The sequence below is a fragment of the Comamonas sp. GB3 AK4-5 genome, assembly GCF_041320665.1.
Lineage (GTDB): Bacteria > Pseudomonadota > Gammaproteobacteria > Burkholderiales > Burkholderiaceae_C > Comamonas.
The window spans coordinates 1,428,528-1,449,915 of sequence record NZ_CP166730.1; the positions used below are offsets into that span (position 1 = coordinate 1,428,528).

17 protein-coding genes are annotated in these 21,388 nt (G+C 64.6%); 9 read left to right on the forward strand and 8 right to left on the reverse strand.

The window, feature by feature from the left end; translation table 11 throughout:
- Positions 1 to 10: 10 nt before the first annotated feature.
- From ACA027_RS06375 to ACA027_RS06385, 3 genes are all read right to left on the reverse strand, one after another.
- Complete coding sequence (locus ACA027_RS06375) at positions 11 to 622, reverse strand: TRAP transporter small permease subunit (protein ID WP_370681559.1); 612 nt, start codon at positions 620 to 622, stop codon at positions 11 to 13.
- A 257-nt stretch (positions 623 to 879) separates the two neighbouring features.
- Positions 880 to 1,383: a low molecular weight protein-tyrosine-phosphatase gene (locus tag ACA027_RS06380; protein WP_370681560.1), complete on the reverse strand. Its 504-nt coding sequence runs from the start codon at positions 1,381 to 1,383 to the stop codon at positions 880 to 882.
- 11 nt (positions 1,384 to 1,394) lie between these two features.
- Entirely contained in the window at positions 1,395 to 2,279 is an 885-nt protein-coding gene (locus ACA027_RS06385; RefSeq protein ID WP_370681561.1) for a LysR family transcriptional regulator, read from the reverse strand.
- 156 nt (positions 2,280 to 2,435) lie between these two features.
- On the opposite strand from ACA027_RS06385, the gene ACA027_RS06390 reads away from it, so the two are divergent.
- Together ACA027_RS06390 and ACA027_RS06395 are read left to right on the forward strand one after the other, a co-directional pair.
- Positions 2,436 to 3,428 (forward strand): Bug family tripartite tricarboxylate transporter substrate binding protein, encoded by a 993-nt coding sequence (locus ACA027_RS06390; protein ID WP_370681563.1) that lies wholly within the window; start codon positions 2,436 to 2,438, stop codon positions 3,426 to 3,428.
- 97 nt (positions 3,429 to 3,525) lie between these two features.
- Positions 3,526 to 4,719 (forward strand): amidase, encoded by a 1,194-nt coding sequence (locus tag ACA027_RS06395; RefSeq protein WP_370681564.1) that lies wholly within the window; start codon positions 3,526 to 3,528, stop codon positions 4,717 to 4,719.
- A gap of 170 nt (positions 4,720 to 4,889) precedes the next feature.
- Here ACA027_RS06395 and ACA027_RS06400 read toward each other — a convergent pair whose 3' ends face one another.
- On the reverse strand, positions 4,890 to 5,267 hold the full coding sequence (locus tag ACA027_RS06400; protein WP_370681565.1) for a hypothetical protein: 378 nt from the start codon (positions 5,265 to 5,267) through the stop codon (positions 4,890 to 4,892).
- Between the two features lie 98 nt (positions 5,268 to 5,365).
- On the opposite strand from ACA027_RS06400, the gene ACA027_RS06405 reads away from it, so the two are divergent.
- Complete coding sequence (locus ACA027_RS06405; RefSeq protein WP_370681566.1) at positions 5,366 to 6,040, forward strand: ATP-binding cassette domain-containing protein; 675 nt, start codon at positions 5,366 to 5,368, stop codon at positions 6,038 to 6,040.
- A 400-nt stretch (positions 6,041 to 6,440) separates the two neighbouring features.
- Here ACA027_RS06405 and ACA027_RS06410 read toward each other — a convergent pair whose 3' ends face one another.
- Complete coding sequence (locus tag ACA027_RS06410; RefSeq protein ID WP_370681567.1) at positions 6,441 to 7,268, reverse strand: alpha/beta hydrolase; 828 nt, start codon at positions 7,266 to 7,268, stop codon at positions 6,441 to 6,443.
- Positions 7,269 to 7,293: 25 nt separating this feature from the next.
- Complete coding sequence (locus ACA027_RS06415) at positions 7,294 to 8,121, reverse strand: peptidase (protein WP_370681568.1); 828 nt, start codon at positions 8,119 to 8,121, stop codon at positions 7,294 to 7,296.
- A 237-nt stretch (positions 8,122 to 8,358) separates the two neighbouring features.
- On the opposite strand from ACA027_RS06415, the gene ACA027_RS06420 reads away from it, so the two are divergent.
- The 6 genes from ACA027_RS06420 (at position 8,359) to ACA027_RS06445 (ending at position 19,461) form a co-directional block, all read left to right on the forward strand.
- Positions 8,359 to 9,864, forward strand: coding sequence for an efflux RND transporter periplasmic adaptor subunit (locus tag ACA027_RS06420; protein WP_370681569.1), 1,506 nt, complete (start codon positions 8,359 to 8,361; stop codon positions 9,862 to 9,864).
- 49 nt (positions 9,865 to 9,913) lie between these two features.
- Positions 9,914 to 13,099, forward strand: a complete 3,186-nt coding sequence (locus tag ACA027_RS06425) for an MdtB/MuxB family multidrug efflux RND transporter permease subunit (RefSeq protein WP_370681570.1) — start codon at positions 9,914 to 9,916, stop codon at positions 13,097 to 13,099.
- A gap of 162 nt (positions 13,100 to 13,261) precedes the next feature.
- Entirely contained in the window at positions 13,262 to 16,441 is a 3,180-nt protein-coding gene (locus ACA027_RS06430; RefSeq protein ID WP_370681571.1) for a multidrug efflux RND transporter permease subunit, read from the forward strand.
- Positions 16,442 to 16,695: 254 nt separating this feature from the next.
- The gene (locus ACA027_RS06435) at positions 16,696 to 18,114 is read left to right on the forward strand and encodes an efflux transporter outer membrane subunit (RefSeq protein ID WP_370682526.1); all 1,419 of its coding nucleotides are present in this window, start codon (positions 16,696 to 16,698) and stop codon (positions 18,112 to 18,114) included.
- A gap of 69 nt (positions 18,115 to 18,183) precedes the next feature.
- Positions 18,184 to 18,816, forward strand: a complete 633-nt coding sequence (locus ACA027_RS06440; RefSeq protein ID WP_370681572.1) for a LysE family translocator — start codon at positions 18,184 to 18,186, stop codon at positions 18,814 to 18,816.
- 312 nt (positions 18,817 to 19,128) lie between these two features.
- Positions 19,129 to 19,461, forward strand: a complete 333-nt coding sequence (locus ACA027_RS06445; protein WP_370681573.1) for a helix-turn-helix domain-containing protein — start codon at positions 19,129 to 19,131, stop codon at positions 19,459 to 19,461.
- Positions 19,462 to 19,525: 64 nt separating this feature from the next.
- On the opposite strand, the gene ACA027_RS06450 is transcribed toward ACA027_RS06445, so the two are convergent.
- Complete coding sequence (locus ACA027_RS06450) at positions 19,526 to 20,323, reverse strand: LytR/AlgR family response regulator transcription factor (RefSeq protein WP_370681574.1); 798 nt, start codon at positions 20,321 to 20,323, stop codon at positions 19,526 to 19,528.
- Positions 20,320 to 21,384, reverse strand: a complete 1,065-nt coding sequence (locus ACA027_RS06455; RefSeq protein ID WP_370681575.1) for a sensor histidine kinase — start codon at positions 21,382 to 21,384, stop codon at positions 20,320 to 20,322. Before ACA027_RS06455 ends, ACA027_RS06450 begins: the two co-directional genes overlap by 4 nt.
- Positions 21,385 to 21,388: the final 4 nt, after the last annotated feature.

Here is a 21,388-nt window from a genome sequence, read left to right on the forward strand (position 1 = left end):
TCTCCCGCGTTCAGGCGTGCTTGGCGCCGTTGCGCGCGGCTTCTTCTTCGGCTTTGCGTATGGCTTCTGCCAGCGCTTCTTCTGCGGTTTTCTCCACGATCTTGACCGTGGGGTCATCGATCAGGCCCATCAAAAAGGCAATGCGCTTGATGAACTCCGAGACGCCCTGCAGCAGCAGCAGGCCAAAGCCCAGGGGCATCATCAGGTAGACGGGCCAGCGAATCAGGCCGCCGGCGTTGCTGGACATTTCTCCGCTGCTCCAGGCCTGCAGGAAAAACGGCGTGCCGTAGCGCAGCACCACCACGCACATGGGCAGCAGGAACAGGGCAAAGCCCAGCACATCGATCCACACCCGGGTGCGCAGCGACAGCTTGGCGTTGAGCACGTCCACCTTCACATGCTCTTTCTCCAGCAGGGTGTAGCCCGCGGCCAGCAGGAAAGAGGCTGCAAACAAATACCACTGCACTTCCAGGAAGGCGTTGGAGCTGGTGTGGAAGACCTTTCGCACAACCGCGTTGATACCGCTTATGACGGTGGCGGCCAGGATCAGCCAGATAACGTAGCGGCCGACCAGCGCGTTGAGCCGGTCTATGCCTCTGGATAGCTTGAGTAAAGCCTGCATGGTGTCTCCGAAGAATGGCGAAGCGCAAAGCCCGCAGTCCTGCATGCCAGTGACGGTGCGCACTGACAAACCAAACCGCAAGACGCTTACGAAGGCGCGATTTTACGGAGCACTGTCGGTCGTTTCTGACGGCAGCGTGACGGTGGAATCCCTAGTTGCTGTCTGCATTTGATGCTACTAAATATGAAGCATTAAGGGTTAACGCGAGGCTTGATGTGGGTCATTTCGCGCGGCCGGCAGGCGCGAGGGGGCGCGCCCTATGGCAGCTGCGGGTGCAGGCGCGCCAGATGCTGCAGCAGGCCTTCGCAGGCGTCTTCCACCAGATCCAGTACTTTTTCAAAGCCCTGGTTGCCACCGTAATAGGGGTCGGGCACGCTGGCGCTGTGGTGGTGCAGGCAGAACTGGGTCAGCAGATGCAGCTTGTGCTGCAGGGCGGGTGGGCACAGCTGTTCCAGCCGGGCCATGTTCTGCGGGTCCATGGCCAGAATCAATGCGTGGCGCTGGAAGTCCTCGGCCTGCACCTGGCGGGCTCGCAGATCGGACAGGTCATAGCCACGCTGCAATGCGTGCTGCTGGGAGCGGGCATCAGGGGCTTCACCCACATGGTAGCCATGGGTGCCGCAGGAATCCACCGTGACCAGCGCCTGCCAGCCGCGTGCGGCAATGCCGGCACGCAGCACGCCATGGGCAGTGGGGCTGCGGCAGATATTGCCCATGCAGACCATCAAGACCGCAATAGGGATGGGGTGCGGTGTGGGCATGTTCTTATGGCTTATGTGAGTTGGTCTTTGAGCAGCCGCAAAAAGCTGTGCATGCAGACCGAGGTGTCGTCGCTGCGATGGACCGCTGCCAGCTCCGCCGTGACATGTTCGATGCCGTTGATGGGGAGGTGGGTGAGCGTGTCATTGCGCAACCGGGTCAGCGAGTGCGGAACAATGGCCGTGCCCATGCCGCTTTCCACCAGCAGCAAGATGGTGGGCACCATGGACAGCAGGGTCGGCCGGGTGGGCAGGTCCGCCTGTACAAACAAACGCTCCAGCAGATCGCTGAAGTAATGCGAGTCCTTGGAGTGGTAGCCGATCACGCGGGTCTGCATGGCCTCTTGCAGGCTGACCGAGCCCACGGGTTCTTTGAGGCCCTCGGAGGGCAGGCTCAAAAACATGGGCTCGCGGTAAATCACCTGCGAGCTCAGGGCATTGCTGAGGGCAAACGGCCGGGCAATGGCCAGGTCGATGTGGCCAGCCATCAAGGCCTGGCCCATGTCGCGTGAATTCATCTCCTTGAGCGTGAGCTGCACGCGCGGAAACTGCTCGCAAAAGCGCCGCAGCACCTGGGGAATGGGCGAGAAGGCCGCCGTGGGCGTGAGGGCGATGGCGAACTCCCCCTCCATGCCCAGGCCGGTCTGCCGCACGGCCTCGATGGCCAGGCGGTGTGCTGTTTCGATCTCGGGCAGGCGCTGCAGCAGCTCGGCGCCGGCGCTGGTGAGCTGCACATTGCGCGTGGTCCTGACGAACAGGGGCACGGCCAGCTGCTCCTCCAGCTGGCGAATGCTCAGGCTCAGGGGCGGCTGGCTCATGTTCAGCCTCTGGGCTGCCCGCCCGAAGTGCAATTCTTCGGCCACGGCCTTGAAGGCGCGCAGCAAGCGACTATCGATCATCACATTAAGACACGCATCCTATTAATCCATCCAAAAGCGGTATTGGACCCGGTGCTCTCCTGTTTCCTACTATTGCCCCGAGCGCCAACCAACGCTTTGCCCAAGCGGCTCATGCAGCGGCTTATCAACAATAGATTGTAGAAGTGAGACATTCAAATGGGGAATCGTAGAACCACCGTCGCGAAGTTGCTGGCTCTGGGTGTTGCCGGACTGGGCCTGTGCCAGACCGCAGCGGCCAACCAGCCGGCCTATCCGAGCCAGGTCATTACCTTCATCGTTCCCTATGCGGCAGGCGGCAGCTCGGACACGCGTTCGCGCCAGCTGGCGCAACTCATGGGCCAGGAACTGGGCGTGACCGTGGTGGTGGACAACAAGCCCGGTGCCAGCGGCAACATCGGCACCACGGCCATCGCCAAGGCCAAGCCCGATGGCTACACCATAGGCCTGGGCAATTTTGCGCCCCTGTCGGTGAACGCCCACCTGTACGGCTCAACCATGCAGTTCAACCCGCAAAAAGACCTGGCTCCGGTGGCCCTGATCGAGCGCGGCGCCGTGGTGATGGCTGCCAAGGCCAATGGCTCCATCAAGTCGGCCAAAGACCTGATGGCAGGCAAAGCCACCCATGCGCTGAGCTATGGCTCCACGGGCGCGGGCAGTGCTTCGCACCTGAGCACCGAGCTGTTCAAGCAACTGGCCAAGGTCGAGGCCGTGCACGTGCCCTATCGCGGTGGCGCACCGGCGCTGAACGACCTCATGGCCGGCAATATCGACTTCTACATGGAGCTGCCCAGCCTGTTCATGGGCTATGTGGGTGGCGACAAGCCCCGCATCGTGCCTTTGGCCGTGGCCGGCCCGACCCGCCTCAAGGCCATGCCCGATACGCCCACGTTCGAGGAACTGGGACTCAAGGGCATGGTGGCCTTCAACTGGTTTGGTGTTGTGGCGCCTGCCGGCACACCCAAGGCCATCGTCGACCGCCTCAACGCCGCCGTGAACAAGGCCTTGAAAGATCCCAACTACCGCTCGGTGGTCGAGTCGCAAGGTGCCGAAGTGGCTGGTGGAACGCCCCAGGAGTTCAAGCAGTTCATTGAATCCGAGTCCCAGAAATGGTCTCAGCTGATCAAGGACCGTGGCATTCAGCTGAACTGAGATTGCCTGGGCCCTGCGCGGCCAGGTCGCTTCCCTCTCCCGCTTGGGGAGGGGGTGGCTGCTGGGCGATGGAGGGCTGCGGCCGGCGCACAGCGCCATGGATAACGAAGAGGTAGTGCATATGTGGGAGTGGCAGCGGCACGGATTCATGTCCGAGGTCCAGATCAAGGCATGGGCATGGCTTCCTGCCATGCAGGAGGCGGCCCAGGAAGCCGGCGGCCCTTTGGCCGGGTTGAAGTTCGGTGTCAAGGATGTGATGGACGTTCAGGGCATGCCCACGCGCTACGGCTGCGAGGGCATGCCAGAGACTCCCAGAGACTGGGACGCCGCGGTGGTGGCGCAGCTGCGTGCCGCAGGCGCCATGCCCATTGGCAAGACCGTGACCGCCGAGTTCGCGTTTGTGAAGCCCGGCCCCACATGCAATCCCCACGCCCTGGCACATACGCCGGGGGGCTCGTCCAGTGGCTCGGCCGCTGCGGTGGCTGCCGGCATGGTGGACTTTGCACTGGGCACGCAAACCGGCGGCTCCATGATGCGGCCTGCGGCCTATTGCGGTGTGGTCGGCTACAAGCCCAGTTTTGGCCTGCTGCACCGCCAGGGCATGATGGTCACGGCCGAAACCCTGGACACGATTGGCTGGTTCACGCGCGACGTTGCACTGTCCAGCCAGCTGCTGTGCACCCTGACCCAGCAGCCGCCTGCCGCACTGGATTTGCCACAGAAGATGGTGCTGGTGCGCGGCTGGCCCGAGCTGGAGCCCGAGGCCGTGGTGGTGCTGGAAAAAGCCGCCATGGCGCTGCAGCAATACGGTGTGGCCGTCGAAGTCATAGACGCCATGCCGCACTATCTGCAGCAACTGGCGGAGCTGCACCAGCTCACGGTGCGCTACGAGCTGGCCCGTGGCATGTTGGGGACCTTTCAGGCCAGCGAGCATTTGCTCAGTCCCCTGCTCAAGAGCGCCATTGCCCAGGGCCTGACCATTGACCGGGACAGCTATGCGCGCGCCCAGCAGGCGCGCGGGCGTCTGGCGCAGCAACTCACCGAGGTGCTGGGATCAGCGGCCTGCATCATGGCACCCAGTGCCATCGGCCCTGCACCACAGGGCCTGACCAGCACTGGCTCGTCCCTGCCGAACCGGCCCTGGTCCTTGCTGGGCTGGCCCAGCATGCACTTGCCCGTGGGGCACTCGGCCCATGATCTGCCGCTGGGGGTGCAGCTCATAGGCCGGCCAGGGAAAGACCATATGCTGCACGCGCATGCTGCGGCCATCGCAGGGATTCTGGGCGCTTAGCTGGAAGCAAACGCTGACACTGCACAAAAAAGCCGGCAAACCCGTTGTGGAGGTTTGCCGGCTTTGCTGCATTTTCAGTAGCTGCTTGTGCAGCTGGGCAGCGCTTTACACGCTGTTTTGACTGAGAATTTGAAGCCTGCAGCGCCGCGGGCTGGCGCTGCCGTGCAGGCCTAGTCCACGGCGAAATGCTGGACAAAGGCTTCGGCAAAGCTGCTGCGGCCCGTCAACGTGAGGGAGAGGGTGAGCAGCGCATCGCTGGCCACGGGCGGGTGGCGCAGCGCGGAGGCATGCAGGTCCGCATCCAGCGCAATGGCGTGGCCTGCGCCATCGCTGGCGCTGAGATCAAAGTCCCAGGCCGCGCCTTCATCGATGGCACCGCGTTGCTGGGGAAATTGCCGTTCGGCCCAGCACAGCACCTGCAGCACCTCCTGCTCCAATGCAGGCAGGCGCTCGGCACGCACCGTGGCCATGGCGTCCCAGGTGGCGGTGCCTTCGTCGTCTTCGCTGTAGTCAAAAATCAGATAGTCCAGGGCGGTGGTCATGGGCATGAAATCCTGCAAGGGCGCAGATTGTGCGGTGTCTGGGCATCGCCATGGTTTCTAGAATGGCATGCCCCTCATCGTCTCTCAAAGGAATGGACTCACCCATGCCGTCTGTGGTTCCCGGTTTTTTGCCTGCACCCCGCAGCTTGTCTGCGTCACATCAACTACAGCTGCAAGGGCTGGAGATCGGCCATGGGCCATGGCAGCTGTGCCAGGGCTGGAACCATGGCTGGGCGCCGGGGCTGCATTTGCTGCAAGGGGGCGATGGCGCGGGAAAGAGCAGCCTGCTGCGGGTGCTGGCGGGCGCAGAGCCACCGCGCGCGGGACAGGTGCTGCTGGCTGGCCAGCCGCTGCAGGCGCAGGACTGCTTCTGGATGGACCCGCGCCAGGCCCAGAGTGCAGACCAGGCCCAGCAATTGGTGAAGGACTGGGTGGGGGCGCAGCAAAGCCGCTACCCACGCTGGCAGGCCGCGCAGTGGCAAGCCCATGTGCAGCACTGGCAGTTGGAGACGGCGCTGGACAAACCCTGGCTGGCCCTGTCCACCGGCACGGCACGCAAGCTGTGGATGGCGGCCGGCCTGGCCAGTGGTGCGGCCCTGGTGCTGATTGACGAGCCCATCGCCGGGCTGGACCGCCCTTCGGTGGCCTATCTGCACGCGCTGCTGGCGCAGCAGGCCGGCGTGCAAAACCGCTGGGTGATGGTGGCGCATTACGACGATTTGCAGGGCCTGCCCTGGAATACCCAATTGGTTCTGGAAAGCCTCCCCCTGAGTCGCTGACGCGCCTTCCCCCTCTCTGGCGCTGCGCGCCGGATGGGGACGACAGCCTCGCTGCGGGGCGGCCCTTGCTCGCTGTCCCTGGGCTAGGCTGCGCCGGTTTTATGCAGCGTGGGTCAAATCCCATCCTTGCTCTACGAAAGAAGTCCCCGTGGGCACGACATGCTCAAGCTCGGAGTGAAGATGATGTCGGTGCTACGAGTCAGAAACCTGGATTTTTCAGTCGGCCGGAGCGGGCCAGCGCAGCACAGCGGGCGTTCAACCAACATCCCCAACGGCCAGACAGCGCTTCAGGCGCGGCGCGTGCCCGCAGACAGTATTCCTATACGGCCAGGGCACGCAACAAAGCATCAAGCGCTGTATGGCCGCCTCAAAACGAGGCAAATCCCAGAAATATTTGTTGTTAACGTTGTGCGCGCTGGCGGACAAATTCCAGGTTGAGCAGGGCCGCTTCCATGGAGGCAGCGCACGCCTCGGGTTGCTCCATGGGGAAAAGATGGCTGCCATCCAGCATGCTGATGCGGCCCTGGGTGATGCGCTGGGTCAGATCCATGCCGACTTGCTTCATCTCGCGCGAGGCGCGCCCGCCGATAAAGGCCACGGGGCAGCGCAGCGGGTGGCGGGCCAGCCAGCTGCTGAGGTTGTCCGGCAGCGTGTTGTAGATGGCGGTCTCCACCTCGCGGGTAAAGCGCAGGCGCTGCTGGCCCTGGGCATCGGCCTCCAGGCCAGAGGCCAGATAGTCGTTCAGCACCTGGGGATGCCATTGGGCAAACAGGCGCTTAGCTTGGAAATGGCTGTGTGCATCCTGGGGGGAAGGCCAGCTGTTGCGCCGCCGCTGGCTGATCTTGCCGGGGGAGACGCTGCCCACCAGCTGGGTGCGTTTGGCCACCCCCAGGGTGGTGGCGCGCCAGCCGGCAATCAAGGGGGAGTCCAGCATCAGCACGCCCCGGGCGAGCTCGGGGTATTTGGCCGCCGCCATCACGCTCAAGAAGCCGCCTAAAGAATGGCCCACCAGAAAGGGCGCACTGCCCCAGCGTGCCTGCTGGGCCTGGGCGAATTCGGCCAGCTGGTCCACCAGATGGGGCCAGTTGTTGGAGACGGGAAAGCGCGGGTCATGGCCAAAGCGGTCCACGGCCTGCACCTCCATGCCGCGCTGCTGCAGCAGCTCAAACAGCAGGGAATAGGTGCCGGCCGGAAAACTGTTGGCGTGGGCAAAGACAACGGGAAGCATGGCAGGGCAATCTAGCCGCAAGGGCTTACACCAGCTTTTCGCTGGGGGTGGTGATTTTCTTCAGCGGCTGTGCGCGCACGCTTTGCACCCGAATCGGGGGGCTGCTGTTGGCGTTGTTCCAGTCCGGGCTGTCAAGGCTGTCGAAGGCCGCGCGCAGGCGTTCGCCCCAGCGCTCGTGTAGCATGCGCAGATAGGGGTTGTGTTCGTCGATGCAGACCAGCTTGTCGGAGCTGAAGCGGTCTGCTGCATAGATCGCCATGTCCAGCGGAAGGCCCACGGTCAGATTGGATTTGAGCGTGCTGTCCATGGACACCAGCGCGCATTTTGCGGCTTCGTCCAGCGGCGTATCGGCGGTGATGACGCGGTCCAGCACGGGCTTGCCGTACTTGGTCTCGCCGATCTGGAAGTAGGGCGTCTCGTGGGTGGCCTCGATGAAGTTGCCGGCCGAATACACCTGGAACAGGCGCATGCCCTCGCCCCGGATCTGGCCTCCGAACAGCAGCGAGACATTGAAGTCCACACCGGCGCGCTGCAGGGCCGCGCCGTCGCGCTCGTACACATGGCGCACGGCGGCACCCAGTACGCGGGCGGCATCGAACATGCTGCTGGCATTCCAGATGGTGAGCCGCTCGCCAGTGGCATCGTCGTGGATGCTCTGGGCCTGCAGGATTTCGCGTATGGACTGCGAGATGGACAGATTGCCCGCCGACAGCAGCACCATGAAGCGCTCGCCGGTCTGCTCGTAGACCATCATTTTTCGAAAAGAGCTGATCTGGTCCAGTCCGGCATTGGTGCGGGAGTCGGACAGGAACACCAGTCCGGCATGGAGCTTGATGGCGACGCAGTAGGTCATGGTGGGGCGGGCAGCGACAAAGTAGCGAAGTGTAGTGCGCAGGCGTGGATGCCGGTCGGGCATGCGGGCAAGGCGCAGCTCGGAAGCGCCAGCCTGCCAGCGAGTGCCATGGTCTCGAAACCCGCATCGCGCAAGCCTTTGGGAGGCGCCAGACGGTCTCGGTGAAGACTACGTAAAGCTTACAAACCAGGCGTGGAGCGCGGCTAGGATGGCGGCAGTCGTTGTTTGGAGTGGACTATGCATTTTCCGCAGAGCATGCGCGGGCGGGTATCGAGGGCATGGCTGGTGCTGGGCTGCGCCGCCGCGCTGGTGGCGGGTGGGTTGTGGTGGTGGCTGGGCCATCGCCAGGCGGATACCACGCCGGGCGCTACGGCCACGCAGGGGCCGGGGCGGGGCGGGCGCATGGGCCCGGGCGCGGCCGGTGCGCAGCCGGTGTCGGTGGGGGTGGTGGACCGGCGCGATATGCGCCAGCTGGTCAGCGCCATCGGCACCATGAATGCCAGGGCCACGGCGGTGGTGCGGGTCAAGGTCTCGGGCGAGCTGCAAAAGCTGCACTTCAGGGAAGGCGACGAGGTCAAGGCTGGGCAGTTGTTGGCCGAGATCGATCCACGCAGCTTTCAGGCCGTTCTAGACCAGGCGCTGGGCGCCTTGCAGCGCGACCAGGCGCAACTGAAGAATGCCCAGCTGGATTTGCAGCGCTACCAGGCCTTGCTGGCCCAGGATTCGATTGCCAGCCAGCAGGTGGACACCCAAAAGGCCTTGGTGCAGCAGCTGCAGGGCACGGTGGCCAATGACCAGGGGCAGGTGGATGCCGCCAGGCTGCAGCTGAGCTACACCCGGGTGACGGCCCCCATTGCGGGCCGGCTGGGTCTGCGCCAGGCCGATCTGGGCAATGTGCTCAACCCCACAGACACCAACGGTCTGGTCAGCATCACCCAGGTGCGGCCGATTGATGCCGTGTTCTCCCTGCCCGAGGTCCATGTCAGCACCCTGGCCCAGCAACTGGCCAAGGGCCAGCAACTGCCGGTGGAGCTGTGGGATCGCGACCAAAAACAGCTGCTGGGCAAGGGGCAGTTGAATGCCCTGGACAACGCCATCGACACCACCACCGGCACCGTGAAGGCCAAGGCCGCATTCCCCAATGCCGACGGCAGCCTGTTTGCCAACCAGTTCGTGAATGTAAAGCTGCAGGTGAACCGCTTTGACCAGGCGCTGACCGTGCCCAGCACGGCGGTGCAGAACAACTATGTCTACCTGGTGCAGGCCGATCACACGGTCACCCAGCGCAAGATCAAGGTAGGTGTCACCGACGGCGACCGCGTCAGCGTGCAGGGCGAGCTCTCTCCCGGCGACCAGGTCGTCACCGACGGCATAGACCGCCTGCGTGAAGGCGCCCAGGTCACGGTGATCGCGGCCGACAAGGTGGAGAAGGTGGACCAGGCCGTGCAGGAGGCCCGCAGCCAGCCGCGTGGCATGGGCAAGCTCACGCCCGAGCAAAGAGAGCGCCTGGCCAAGCTGCCACCCGAGCAACGGGAAAAGCTGGCCAAGATGGGCCCGGATGAGCGCAAGGCGTTTTTCCAGAAGCTGCGCGCCGAACGGGATGGCAGCGCAGGCGGTGCCGATGGCGCGGGGGCATTCCCAGCGGCATCTGCTACTGTTTCGGGAGCTGCTCTTGCAGACGCCGCAAGCACAAAAGCCGCATCTGGCAACAATGCGGCAGCAGGTGCTGCGGGTGGCCGCTGAGTCGGTTTTTATTGAATAGCGCAGCAACGCAGCAGCGTCTTCGGCCACCATGAACCTCTCCCGCCTTTTTATCCTGCGGCCCATTGCCACCTCGCTCTTGATGGTGGCGGTGCTGATCTCCGGCATCCTGGCCTACAGGCTGCTGCCCACCTCGGCCCTGCCCGAGGTGGACTACCCCACCATACAGGTCACCACGCTGTACCCGGGTGCCAGCCCGGATGTGATGACCTCCAACGTCACCGCGCCGCTGGAGCGCCAGTTTGGCCAGATGCCGGGGCTGGACCAGATGTCCTCCACCAGCTCGGGTGGAGCCTCCGTCATCACCTTGCGCTTTGCGCTGACCATGGCCATGGATGTGGCCGAGCAGCAGGTGCAGGCCGCCATCAATGCCGGCACCAATCTGCTGCCCACCGATCTGCCCATGCCGCCGCTGTACAGCAAGGTGAATCCGGCGGATGCACCCGTGCTGACGCTGGCCATCAGCTCGCCCTCGCTGCCGGTGATTCGCGTCAACGATCTGGTGGAAAACCGGCTGGCGCCCAAGCTGTCCCAGGTCAAGGGCGTGGGCCTGGTGGCCATTGCCGGCGGGCGTCGTCCGGCCGTGCGCATCCAGGCCAACCCCACGGCCCTGGCCAGCTACGGCCTGACGCTGGACGATGTGCGCACCGCCATTGCCGCCGCCAACGTCAACAGCGCCAAGGGCGGGTTTGATGGGCCGGAGCGTGCCTCCACCATCGATGCCAACGACCAGCTGCAGTCGGCGACCGAATACCACAACCTCATCCTCGCCTTCAAGAACGGCAACCCCATACGCCTGAGCGATGTGGCCGAGGCCGTGGACGATGCCGAGAACACCCGCCTGGCAGCCTGGGCCGGCACGCCCGCGCAAGGCTCCACGGCGGCGGTGATCCTCAACATCCGTCGCCAACCCGGCGCGAACGTGATCGCCACGGTGGACGCCATCAAGGCCTTGCTGCCCCAGCTGCAGGAGACGCTGCCCGCCGCGCTGGATGTGCACATCCTCACCGACCGCACCGTCACCATCCGCGCCTCGGTGGCAGACATGCAGTGGGAGCTGGCCCTGGCCATTGCCCTGGTGGTGATGGTGATCTTTCTGTTTCTGCGCAGTGCCTCGGCCACCCTCATTCCCAGCGTGGCCGTGCCCCTGTCCCTGGTGGGCACGTTTGGTGTGATGTATCTGGCGGGCTTTTCCATCAACAACCTCACGCTGATGGCGCTGACCATTTCCACCGGCTTTGTGGTGGACGACGCCATTGTGATGATAGAGAACATCGCCCGCTATGTGGAAAAGGGCGAGCCGCCCATGCAGGCCGCGCTCAAGGGCGCCAAGCAGATTGGCTTCACCATCATCTCGCTCACTATTTCGCTGATTGCGGTGCTGATCCCGCTGCTGTTCATGGGCGATGTGGTGGGGCGCCTTTTCCACGAATTCGCCATCACCATGGCGGTGTCGATTCTGATTTCGGCCGTAGTCTCGCTCACGCTCACGCCCATGCTGTGCGCCAGATTGCTGCGCCACCAGCCGGTGGATCCGGGCGCGGCCCCGGCCCAGCGCAGCGCCTGGGGCCGTGCGGCCGATGCCGTGGGGCGCTGGTTTGACGGCGTCATCGCGCATTACGGCCGCTGGCTGGACTGGGTGCTGGAGCACCGTGGCCTGACCTGGGCCGTGTTCCTGGCCACGCTGGCCATCACGGTGCTGCTGTACATGCTGGTGCCCAAGGGGTTCTTTCCTGACCAGGACACGGGCACGATTACCGCCACCACCGAGGCTGACCAGTCCATCTCGTTTGCCGCCATGGCCGAGCGCCAGCAGGCTCTGGCCGAGCAGTTGCTCAAAGACCCGGCGGTGCAAAGCATTTCCTCCTTCATCGGCGTGGATGGCAGCAACACCACGCTGAACACCGGGCGCATGCAGATCGACCTGCTGCCTCATGGCCAGCGCGAGGCCATGCCTGCCGTGCTGCGCCGCCTCAGCGATGGCGCCGAGCAGGTGAGCGGCATACGCCTGTATGCCCAGCCGGTGCAGGACCTGACCATCGAAGACCGTCAGGCCCGCACCCAGTACCAGCTGCTGCTGTCCTCGCCCGATATGGCCCAGCTCGAGCGCAGCACCCAGGCCCTGGTGGAGCGCTTGCGCCAGCTGCCGCAGCTGCTGGATGTGGGCAGCGATCTGCAGAACCAGGGCCGTCAGGCCTATGTGGAAATCGATCGTGCCCAGGCCAGCCGCCTGGGGGTGACGGTGGCTGCGGTGGACACCGCGCTCTATAACGCCTTTGGCCAGCGGCTGATTTCCACCATCTTCACCCAGTCCAACCAGTACCGCGTGGTGCTGGAAGTGGCGCAGCAGTTCAAGCTGGGCCCCGAGGCGCTGCAGTCCATCTATGTGGCCTCCACCACGGGGGCGCCCGTGCCCATGACCTCGGTGGCCACGGTGCGCGAACGGCCCATGGCCTTGGCCGTGAACCATGTGGGCCAGCTGCCGGCGGCCACCATTTCCTTCAACACGGCGGCCGGCGTGTCGCTGGGCGATGCGGTGCAGGCGGCCCAGCAGCAAATGCAAACCCTGCGCGGCGAAGGCCTGCTGCCGCTGTCGGTGGATGCCGAGTTCCAGGGCGCGGCCCTGGCCTTCCAGGCCTCGCTGTCCAACACGCTGCTGCTGGTGCTGGCCGCCGTGGTGACCATGTACATCGTGCTGGGGGTGCTGTATGAGAGCACCATCCACCCCATCACCATTCTTTCCACCCTGCCTTCGGCCGGTGTGGGCGCGCTGCTGGCGTTGCTGATGGCGGGGCTGGATCTGGACGTCATCGCCATCATCGGCATCGTGCTCTTGATCGGCATCGTCAAGAAGAACGCCATCATGATGATTGACTTCGCGCTGGAGGCCCAGCGCGAGCAGGGCATGGCGGCACGCGCCGCCATCCACCAGGCTTGCCTGCTGCGCTTTCGCCCCATTCTGATGACCACATTGGCCGCCTTGCTGGGTGCGCTGCCGCTGATGATTGGCGGCGGCGTGGGCAGCGAGCTGCGCCATCCGCTGGGGGTGACGATGGTGGGCGGTCTGCTGCTGAGCCAGTTGCTGACGCTGTTCACCACGCCGGTGATCTACCTCACGTTTGAAGGCTGGGTGGAGCGCTGGCGCGTGAAGCGCGGTCTGCCCGCCGTGCAGCATCTGCGGCACATGGACGATGCGGCGGAGGACGGCCATGTGTGAGCGCACAGTGCAGATGGCTTTGCTGCTCCATCTCCCTCACCCTATCTCTCTGGGAGAAGGCAGGGGTGAGGGGCTCCTTGCCAGGGACTGGGTTTGTCCCCGTCCCAACCTTCCCCCGGTGGGGGAAGGCGTGGGCACGGGTCGTATGAAGGGGCCGCAGCCATGAGCCTGTCCACCCCCTTTATCTTCCGTCCCGTGGCCACCATGCTGCTCACCATCGGCATGGCCCTGGCTGGCGGTGTGGCCTATTTCCTGCTGCCGGTGGCACCGCTGCCGCAGGTGGACTTTCCCACCATCTCGGTCACGGCCAGCCTGCCCGGCGCCGCACCGGACACCATGGCCGCCACCGTGGCCACGCCGCTGGAGCGGGCCCTGGGGGCGATTGCCGGGGTCAATGAAATGACCTCCAGCTCCAGCCTGGGCAGCACGCGCATCACGTTGCAGTTTGATCTGTCGCGCACCGTGGACAGCGCCGCGCGCGATGTGCAGGCGGCCATCAATGCGGCGCGCACCCTGCTGCCCTCGGGCATGCCCAGCAATCCCACCTACCGCAAGGTGAACCCGGCCGATGCGCCGATTCTGATTCTGGCGCTGACCTCGGACAGTCTCACGCGTGGGCAGATGTATGACGCGGCCTCCACCGTGCTGGCACAAAAGCTCTCCCAGGTGGAGGGCGTGGGCCAGGCCAGCATCAACGGCGGCGCCCTGCCGGCCGTGCGTGTGGAGCTGGACCCGGTGCGCCTTGCGGCCAATGGCGTGTCGCTGGAGCAGGTGCGTACAGCCATCACCAGCACCAATGCCAACCGCCCGCTGGGTGCCGTGGAGCGCGAGGACCATTACTGGCAGATCGCCACCAACGACCAGGCGACCAAGGCCGCCGACTACGCCCCCCTGGTGCTGCGCTGGGACAACGGCAACGCCGTGCGCCTCTCGGATGTGGCCGAGGTCAAGGACTCGGTGCAGGACGTGCGCAACTTTGGCGTGGCCAATGGCAAGCCCTCGGTGCTGCTGCAGGTCTTCAAGCAGCCGGACGCCAACATCCTCGAAGCGGTGGACCGGGTGCGTGCCCTGCTGCCCCAGCTCCAGGCCTCCATTCCCGCCGCCATCGACATGACCATCGTCTCCGACCGCACGCCCACGCTGCGGGCCTCGGTGGAGGAGGTGGAGCGCTCGCTGCTGATCTCGGTGGCGCTGGTGATCCTGGTGGTGTTTCTGTTCCTGCGCAATGCCCGCTCCGCGCTGATTCCGGCGGTGGCCGTGCCGGCCTCGCTGATGGGCACCTTCGGCATCATGTATTTGTGCGGCTACACGCTGGACAACCTCTCGCTGATGGCCCTCACCGTGGCCACGGGCTTTGTGGTGGATGACGCCATCGTGGTGCTGGAGAACGTGATGCGCCACATGGAAAAGGGCAAGTCACCGCTGCAGTCGGCGCTGCAGGGCGCACGCGAAATCGGCTTTACCGTGGTCTCCATGAGCCTGTCGCTGATTGCGGTCTTCGTGCCCATTTTGTTCATGGGCGGCATCGTGGGACGGTTCTTTCGTGAGTTCGCCGTGGTCATGTCGGCGGCCATTCTGGTGTCCATGCTGGTGTCGCTCACCACCACGCCCATGATGTGTGCCGTCCTGCTGCGCACCAATGCCCAGCAGACCGAGGCCAGGGCGCGCAGGCCTGCCGGTCTGTGGCGCCAGCGCTGGGACGGGCTGTGGCAGCGGGTCTCCTCCGCCATAGGCCGGGCCGAAGACGCGCTGGCCCATGGCTACCGCCACTCGCTGGCCTGGTGTCTGCGGCGCCAGCCCCTGGTGCTGCTGGTGCTGCTGGCGGTGATTGGCCTCAACGTCTACCTGTATGCGGTGATCGAAAAAGGCTTTATGCCCCAGCAGGACACGGGCCGGGTGATGGGCTTTATCCGTGCCGACCAGGCCGCGTCCTACCAGTCCATGGAGCGGCGCATCCAGCGCTTTCTGGCCATCATCCAGCAAGACCCGGCGGTGGAATATGTGACGGGCTTCACCGGTGGCGGCCAGCGCAATTCGGCCAGCGTCTTCATGTCGCTCAAGCCCCTGGCCGAGCGCAAGGACTCCAGTGACCAGGTCATTGCCCGCCTGCGCGAGCAGCTGAAAAACGAGCCCGGCGCCACATTGTTCATGATGGCCCAGCAGGACATACGCATAGGCGGGCGCCAGAGCATGGCCTCATATGACTACACGCTGCAGGCCGACGACAACGCCGTGCTGCGCACCTGGGAGCCGCGCATACGCCAGCAGCTGTCCACCTTGCCCGAGCTGACCGATGTGAACAGCGATGTGCAGGACAAGGGCTTGCAGACCACGCTGGTGATCGACCGCGACCAGGCCACACGCCTGGGGCTGACGGTCTCACAAATCGACAATGCGCTGAACGACGCCTTTGGCCAGCGCCAGGTGGGCGTGATCTACAACCCGCTCAACCAGTACCGGGTGGTGATGGAGGCCGCGCCCCAGTTTCTGCAGAGCCCGGAAACGCTGCGTGGCTTCTTTCTGGTCAACAGCAGCGGCGAGCAGGTGCCGCTGACGGCATTTGCCAAGGTCACCACCACCAACACGGCGCTGTCGGTCAGCCACCAGGGCGGCACGCCAGCCAGCACCATCAGCTACAACCTGCCGCTGGGGGTGTCGTTGTCCCAGGCCAATGAGGCCATACGCCAGTCCATTGCAGGGCTGGGCGTGCCGGTGTCCATACGCGGCAGCTTCAGCGGCACGGCCGGGGCTTTTCAGCAGGCACTGGCGGGCCAGCCTTTGCTGATTCTGGCGGCCATCATCACCATCTACCTGGTGCTGGGCGTGCTGTATGAAAACCTGGTGCACCCGCTGACGATTCTGTCCACGCTGCCATCGGCCGGTGTGGGCGCGCTGCTGGCGCTGATGCTGTGCAAGACCGAGTTCTCGCTGATCGCCTTCATCGGCGTAATCTTGCTCATAGGCCTGGTGAAGAAGAACGCCATCATGATGATTGACTTCGCGCTGGAGCGCGAAAAAAGCGGCCATGTCTCTGCGGCCCAGGCCATTTACCGCGCCGGCAATCTGCGGCTGCGCCCGATTCTGATGACCACCATGGCCGCCATCTTTGGCGCGCTGCCGCTGGCCCTGGGCCGGGGCGACGGCGCCGAGCTGCGCCAGCCGCTGGGCATTGCGATTGTGGGCGGTCTGCTGGTCAGCCAGCTGCTGACGCTCTACACCACGCCCGTGGTCTATGTGCTGCTGGATAGGCTGCGCCTGCGCGTGCAGAAGATCTGGCAAGGCCGCCCCGCCTGGCTGAAGCGCGGTGCGGGCCATGCGGCAGCTTCGGGAGCCAGTGCATGACTGCCTGGATTGAATTTATGCAAGAAATCGGTCTGAAACGCCCAGCCCATAAGCAGAACATGCTCATAAAGATGATCTCTCCCCTGAGCCGCTTCGCGTCTTCCCCCCAGGGGGGGGCGGCCTTTGCTCGGGCAGTCCATGCTGCGGGGCGGCCCTTGCTGGCCGTCTCGCGCAAAGCAGTTCTGCGGACGCCTGGTTCGTGGACGCGTTCCGCCTTGCCCTTGGCCGTGGCCGCTGTGCTGGCCGGCTGCAGCATGGCGCCGCTCTACCAGCGCCCGGCGCTTTCTGTGCCGGCCCAGTTCAAAGAGGCCACGCCGGCTGCGGCCGAGCAAGGCATCTGGCTGCCGGCCCAGCATGGTGCAGACACCCCGTCCAGAACCTTGCCCACCGACTGGTGGACGGTGTATGGCGACGCCACGCTCAACCAGTTGCAGGCCCAGGCCGCGGCCGGCAGCCCCTCGGTGGAACAGGCCGTGGCCCGGCTGCGCGCTGCCCAGGCCCTGGTGGCCAGCAGCCGGGCGGCCCAGTCGCCCACGCTGGGCCTGTCGGGCAGTGGCAGCCGCGCCCGTTCCAACACCACCAACAACAGCAGCAGCACCCAGTCCAGCCGCATCAGCGAAAGCTATTCTCTGGGCCTGAATGCCAGCTGGGAGCTGGACCTGTGGGGGCGGCTGTCCGGCCAGGTGGATGCCAACCGCCTCAGCGCCCAGGCCAAGCAGGACGACCTGGATGCCGCCCGCCTGAGCGCCCAGGCCACGGTGGCGCAAACCTATTTCTCGCTGCGTGCCGCCGAAGCGCAAATGCTGCTGCTGCAAGACACGCTCAAGGCCTACCAGCAAAGCCTGCAGCTGACGCAAAACCGCTACCGTGCCGGCGTGGCTTCGTCCGCCGATGTGGCCCAGGCCGAGTCGCAGTACAAAAGCACCCAGGCCCAGCTGCTGGCCAGCCAGACCACGCGCGCCCAGTACGAGCATGCCTTGGCTGCCTTGCTGGGCCTGGCACCGGCCAGCTTCAGTCTGCCCGTCACCGGCCAGTTGCCGGCCCCGCCCCAGGTGCCGGCCATGCTGGCGTCCACCCTGCTGGAGCAGCGGCCCGATATCGCCTCGGCCGAGCGCAGCGTGGCTGCCGCCAATGCCCAGGTGGGTGTGGCGCGCGCCGCCTACTTTCCCTCGCTGACGTTGTCGGCCGCCGGCGGCTATGCCGGCAGCACCTTGTCCAATTTGCTGAGCGCGCCCAATCTATTTTGGTCACTGGGCCCGGCGCTGGCGCAAACCCTGTTCGACGGTGGTGCGCGCTCGGCCGCCGTGGAGTCGGCCCGCGCCGCGCTGGACCTGGCGGGCGCCACCTACAAGCAAACCGTGCTCACGGCCCTGCAGGAGGTGGAAGACAACCTGGTGGCCGCCACCAATCTGGCACAGCAGCAGCAGGTTCAGACCGAGGCCGTGGCCGCTGCCGAGAAAGCCCTGAGCGTGGTCAGCAACCAGTACCAGGCCGGCACCGTGGCCTATCTGAATGTGCTCACCGCCCAGACCACCATGCTCAGCGCGCAGAGCAGTTTGATCAGTGCGCAAAACCTGCGCCTGGCGGCGATCAACACCTTGCTGAAAAACCTGGCCGGGCGCTGGACGCCCCTGGACGCCGTGGCCCGCAACGAGGCGGGGGCAACGCCTTGAGTGTGGCCTGAACGCCCTGCCCACAGGACTTCTATACTGGCCGCCTTTTTTGCTTTGCATGGTGCAGATATGGATGCCCTGGCCTTTGCCCCGCTGAGTGTGCTCATTGCCCTCACGCCTGGCCCCAACAATTTTTGTGCGCTGAACAACGGCATGCGTACCGGCGTGGCCAAGGCGGTATGGGCCACCTGGGGCCGGGTGGTGGCGTTTGCCATTTTTTTGACCGTGTCGGCCGTGGGCCTGGGAGCCATGCTGCTGGCGTCAGAAACGGCGTTCACCGCCGTCAAATGGGTGGGGGCTCTTTATCTGTTCTGGCTGGGCTGGCGCACCTGGCGCAGCCGCGACTTCAGCGGCCTGGATCTGCTGGACGATGATGCCAATGGCGCGCCACCCCAGTCCTGGTCGCTGCGCAGGCTGATAGGCCAGGAGTTTGCCCTGGCCATCACCAATCCCAAGGCCATCATCTTGTTTGCGGCGATTTTTCCGCAGTTCATCGATCCGGGGCAAGCCGCAGCACCGCAGTTTCTGGTGCTGGGCTCGCTGTATCTGGCGGCGGAATTTGTCTCCTCGGCAGTCTATGCAACGGGTGGGCGCCAGATCCGGCGCTGGATACGCACACCGCGTGGCGCGCTGCGGCTGAATCGTGCCACCGGTGGCATTTTTATGGGTGCAGGTGGCCTGCTGCTGGGTGCGCAGCGCTGACGAGGAAGCAGTACCTTGGCCGCCAGAAAATCCCAGGGCTGCGGCCTTTAAAATACGCAGGAATATTCGCTTTGGCGCGATTCGAAAATCAAGCAGGCGCAGTCGTTGATTTTCTAAAAATAAAGTATCTTGCGGCAAGAAAATACGGTTAATTCTGCGTTGAAAAATATTTTTTTCTAAAAAAGTTATAATGTATAGGCGCCCCTGGATGTTTTTGCTGTATAGCAGGCAGGAATTCATGTGAATTTCTCCATGCAGTGCAGCAGATTTCCCAGGAAATCGGGACCATCGATACGATTAAGGAGCTGAAATTTGATTACATCCATTACTGCGGCACAACGTCTTCAAATCATCAAATTGCATGATGGAGGCAAATCCTGCAGCGTCATCGCTGAGAAGATGGGCATTTCCCCCAAGGCAGCCTCTCACTACGTGGCAAGCAAGGGACGACTCACCTCCATCCACTCGCTGAGCAATCGCAGCAAGGGCCGCAGCACAACCAAGGCATCGCCAACGGCGATTCCCCTGAAAACAGCGGACACCATCTACACCATTGACAAATTCAAGCCCGATCCGAATGGGCCACATTTGAATGCCACCATGACCGGGCGATATCTGGGCTTGGAGCTGGATTACCGCAGATAAAAATAATATAAAAATAACAGGCACGGAGAACCTTGGGCTCTGTGCCTTTTTTCATTCTTCGGCATCACATTGCTTTAAATCGGTCGGCATACAGCCGGCTGACGGCCAGTTTCTCCGGCCGTTCGCGCAGTGTCAGCTGCAGCCGGCCCTGGGCGTCGCGCGTGGCGCTGGCCACGGCGCTGGCGCGCACCACGGTGCCGCGGTGCACCTGCCAGAACTGGGCGGTATCCAGCTGGGGCAGCAGGGTTCTCAGCGGTGTGCGCACCAGATATTCCTGGGTGGCGGTGCACACGCGCACATATTTGTCGGCGGCTTCCAGATACAGCACCTCGGCCACCGGCACCAAGTGGATATGGGCGCCCTGGCCGGCCTGCAGCATCTGCAGCGGCGGCGCACTGGCCGCAGGTGCTGCGGCCAGCAAGGCACGCAGCTGGGCCAGTGTGCTGTCCAGCGAGGTGTCGGAGGCTGCGCTGGAGCGTGCGGCCAACTGTTGCTGCAGCCGCTGCACGGTGCGCGCCAGCCGCGCTGGCTGCACGGGCTTGAGCAGATAGTCCACGGCCTGGGCTTCAAAGGCCTGCAGCGCGTATTCGTCATAGGCGGTGACAAACACCAGGGCGGGAAAGAGCGCATCGGCCGGCCAGGCATCGGCCAGCTCGGCAGCAGCCTCCAGCCCGCTTTGGCCTGGCATGCGGATGTCGAAAAACAGCACATCGGGCCGCAGCGCCAGGGCTTGTTCCACGGCCGAGATGCCGTCCATGGCCAGGGCGCTGGTATCCAGCTGCGGCCAGGCCTGGGCCAGTGCCTGCTGCAGGCCCAGGGCCAGCAGGGGTTCGTCTTCGGCAATCAGGGCGCGCGGGTTCATGGGTTTTTCAAAGGAAAAGTGATGGTGGCGCAGGTACCGCCTGCGTCGGCAGCTCTCAATTCCAGAGTGGCGGCCTCGCCGTACAGCGTGCTCAGGCGTTCGCGCACCTGCTGCAGGCCAAAGTGGCGGGCGCTGGTATCGGGCTGTGCAAAGTCGGCCGGCAGACCCAGGCCGTTGTCGATGATCTGGAGCTGCAGCCGGGCTTTGCTTCCCTCGCCCAACTGGCGGGCCTGCACCGTGATGTGCCCGGCGCTGGCTTGAGGCTCCAGGCCGTGGTGTATGGCGTTTTCCACCAGGGGTTGCAGCAGCAGCGGCGGCACGGGTGTGGCGGCCAGCTCGGTGGGGAGCTCCAGCGCATAGGCCAGGCGAGGGCCCATGCGGACCTGCATCAGCGCCAGATAGTCCTGCAGCCGGGCAAATTCCTGCTCCAGACCATGCCAGGGCTGGCGAGATGCCCCCAAGGTGGCACGCAGATAGCAGTTCAAATGGTCCAGCATGGCCTGGGCCTGCGGCGGGTCGGTGGCGATCAGCACGCGCAGATTGGCCAGTGTGTTGAACAGCATATGGGGCTCCAGCTGGCTTTCCAGCAGCTTGAGCCTGGCCTCGGCGGCATCGCGCTCGGCCGCGGCTTTTTGCATCTCCAGCATGCGGGCCTTGCCACCCAGATAGAACATCCAGGTGGACATGCCATTGGCCAGCAGCGCCAACAACAGGGTGGAGCCCCAGTTGGACAACTTCAGCAAGCTTTGGCCCGCAATCAGGCGCAGCACCCCATCGCCCACCAGCAGGCCTACGCACATGCCCGCCAGCACCAGGGCCGGGCCACGCCAGCCACATGGCCAGGGCGTGGCCTGGTCGCGGCTGAGCCACAGACGCCCGGCATCGATGACCAGCCAACTGGGCAGGCCTATAGCGAGGGACACCCAGAGGTTTTGCAGCCAGTCGGAGGGAACCAGTATGGTGCGTACCAGTGCAATGCCCAGGCACAGCAGCAACACCCTGGGGGCATTGCGCAGCAGTGGCACAAACAGCGTGGAGGAGGCGGGCATGGCGGCAGACATGCTA